Annotated in this window: 3 protein-coding genes; all 3 read left to right on the top strand. The window is 55.6% G+C overall.

The features are described from left to right. The first annotated feature begins 284 nt into the window (after positions 1–284). Positions 285–1,316: a TRAP transporter substrate-binding protein gene (locus tag GXX82_16765; GenBank protein NLT24697.1), complete on the top strand. Its 1,032-nt coding sequence runs from the start codon at positions 285–287 to the stop codon at positions 1,314–1,316. A 114-nt stretch (positions 1,317–1,430) separates the two neighbouring features. After that, positions 1,431–2,765, top strand: a complete 1,335-nt coding sequence (locus GXX82_16760) for a phenylacetate--CoA ligase (protein ID NLT24696.1) — start codon at positions 1,431–1,433, stop codon at positions 2,763–2,765. 235 nt (positions 2,766–3,000) lie between these two features. Continuing rightward, positions 3,001–3,160 (top strand): hypothetical protein (locus GXX82_16755; GenBank protein ID NLT24695.1); only part of this gene is annotated, 160 nt, incomplete at its 3' end.

Raw genomic sequence — 3,160 nt, 5'->3', positions numbered from 1 at the left:
TGTTTTAACTGTTCCGTCACCTCGTTGGATATCCGCAAAGGCCTTATGGGCGTGAACATGGGCATTGTGTTGCTCATATCATATGCCAGGTGCCTGGCAATTGCAATAAAATATTTGTTGACAAAAAGATTGTATAGGGATAAATATTAGACCAATAGATTAAGGATCATTGAGGGGGGGATAAAATCGTTCGGATCCCCGAAAGACAAAACAAAGCGAACGAAATCCCATGTATGCGGCAACACATCCCGTTTTGGGGTGCATCAAATAACAGGGGGTTCGTTATGAACAGGAGGAGTGGTATCGGTGTAATGGCTGTAGTCTGTCTGTTCTTGTTTGTTCTTCTCGCAGGTTCCGTTCCGGCATATGCTCAGGAGAAGGTTATCAATCTCAATTTCTCGAATTTCTTCCCGGCATCACACAAGAACAGCATCATCATGGCGGACTGGTGCAAGGAGGTGGAGAAGAGAACGAAGGGCAGGGTGAAGCTCACCTATTATCCCGGCGCTGTTCTCACCCCGGCGGGCCAGACGTACGACAGCGTCGTGAAGGGCATCGCTGACGTGGGCGAGAGCGTTCTCGGCTACACGAAAGGCAGGTTTCCCCTGACGGAGGTCATCGACCTTCCTCTCGGGTACAAGAACGCCTATGTCGCGACGAAGATGATCAACGCTTATTTCAAGAAGTTCCAGCCAAAGGAATTTGACCAGGTGAAGGTCATGTACCTCCACGCCCATGGCCCGGGCATACTTTTCACCAAGAGGCCTGTCAAGAGCCTCGAGGAACTCAGGGGGATGAAGGTCCGCTCCACGGGTTTCAGCGCCAAGGTTGCCGCCGCGCTGGGAGCCTCTCCCGTCGCCATGCCCCAGACGGAGTCCTACGAGGCGCTCCGGACCGGTATCGTCGAGGGCATCCTGAACCCCATAGAGGCGATGAAGGGCTGGAAGATCGGAGAGGTGGTCAAGTACACCATCGAGAACTACGGCTCCGCGTACAGCACGTCCTTTTTCGTCGTCATGAACAAGAGCAAGTGGAACTCTCTCCCGCCTGACATCCAGAAGATCATAGAGGGCATAAACGAAGAGTGGATGGAAAAGCAGGGCAAACAATGGGATGCCATAGACAAGGAGGGCAGGGAGTTCATGACCCAGCGCGGCAACAAGTTCATCACTCTCACGAAGGCAGAGGACAAGAGGTGGGCGGAGAAGGTGCGCCCCGTCATCGACGAATACGTGAAGGAGCTCAAGACAAAGAACCTTCCCGGTGAAGAGGCCCTGAAGTTCTGTCTTGATTACCTGAAGACACACCAGCAATAAGCAGCCCCACGCATTGCGGGCCGGGACTACCCCCTCCTGAATAGGCCACGGCAACCGGCTCGCAGTGCTTAAAATGTGATCGGAATTGAAGAAAATCAGGGAGGTTGCGGCGATATGGCTCATCAGATGAATTCATACTGGAACCCGATACTTGAGACGATGCCACGGGAAAAGCTGCGCCAGCTCCAGCTCAGGAAATTCAAGAGAGCAGTGGAGTACGCGTATGAGAACTCGCCTTTCTACCGGAGGCTTTACAGCGCCGCCGGCATGGAACCCGGCGATATCAAGACCTTCGAGGACGTCGCGAAGGTCCCGAAAACGGACAAGGGGATGCTGAGAAAGGTACAGGAGAATCCGCCCTTTCCCTACGGGGATATCCTCACCGTCCCCCTCGACGAAGTGACGGAGTTCAGGCAAACGAGCGGCACGACGGGCACTCCCGTCTATCAGGCCGATACATGGCAGGACTGGGAATGGTGGTCCGAATGCTGGTCATACATACTTTACTCTCAAGGATACAGGACGTCGGACAGGGTTTTTCTGCCTTTCGGCTACAATATATTCGTCGCCTTCTGGGCCGGGCACTACGCGCTGGAGAAGATAGGCTGTGAGGTCGTACCGGGCGGTGTCCTTGACACCGAGGCGCGCATCCTCAAGATGCAGGAGCTTCAGTGCACGGCGTTCATGGCGACCCCGACATACGTCCTGGGGATGGCCGACACGGCGCGGAAAATGGGCATCGACCCGACCCGGGACCTCAGCATACAAAGGATAACCTGCGCCGGCGAACCCGGCGCCAGCATTCCGGCGACCAAGAAACGCATCGAGGAGGCCTGGAACGCAAAGGTCTACGACCATGTAGGAGCCACGGAGATCGGGGCATGGAGCTACGAGTGTCTCGCGCAGTCGGGGGGGCTTCACGTCAATGACGCCTTCTTTCTCGTCGAGATCGAGGACGTCGAGACGGGCGAGATCATAGACACCCCGGGAAAGAACGGCAAGATGGTCATAACGGCCTTCGACAGGATCGCAAAACCTTGCATACGTTTCGATTCCAAGGACGTCATCCGGTGGTCCGACCGTGACTGCGAGTGCGGCCGGACCTTCAGGATGATCGACGGCGGAGTGGTAGGCAGGGTCGACGACATCACGAAGGTGAAGGGCGTGCTCCTGGCACCGACGGCCATCGAGGAGGTGGTGAGGAGCATCCCGGAGATCGGCAACGACTATCAGGTGACGGTGACCAAGAGGGGAGACATCGACGACATCCTCCTCGAGATAGAGATGATGCCGGGGATGGAGACGAAACAGGAGGAGGTCCTCGGCCGCCTGAAAGACCAGTTGCGCGTCCGGGTGAACCTGGGCTTCAAGATCACCGTCCACCCCTTCGGCGCGGTGCCGAGGTACGAGGTTAAGGCAAAGAGGTTCAGAGACCTCAGGAAACACTAAAAAGAGGGTTTCAGCGTTCAAGAGTTCAAGGGTTCAAGGGAAGACGAAGAAGATGGTTTCAGGTTGCGTGTTTCGTGCCACGACAAGCTGCCGACAAGAACGTTCCCGGTCATTCCGGCCTTCGCCGGAGAGACAGACCACGAGCGGGATGGAAAGAAGAGGGGTTTGCCCCGGTCTGTTGCCTTGAACCTTGAACCTTGAACTTTTGAACCATTATTATGTCTAGGAGATGACCATGATGGATGATGCGAAGATAGCTGAGATGGACAGGAAGGTGGAGGCTCTCAGGGAGATGGTGCAGGACCTGATCGATTCCGCGGGAGACGTGGAGGCCGTGAGGAGAAACGCGAAACGCATACTGGCAAGCGTGAAGATGCTTGAGCTCAACATCTGCG

Source organism: Syntrophorhabdus sp., from assembly GCA_012719415.1.
GTDB lineage: Bacteria > Desulfobacterota > Syntrophorhabdia > Syntrophorhabdales > Syntrophorhabdaceae > Delta-02.
This window is presented reverse-complemented; position numbering and strand designations above follow the sequence as displayed.

Excerpts from the sequence above, each read along its gene's own strand:
- GXX82_16765 (NLT24697.1), top strand. The coding sequence starts at position 285 with ATGAACAGGAGGAGTGGTATCGGTGTAATGGCTGTAGTCTGTCTGTTC.
- GXX82_16760 (NLT24696.1), top strand. The coding sequence starts at position 1,431 with ATGGCTCATCAGATGAATTCATACTGGAACCCGATACTTGAGACGATG.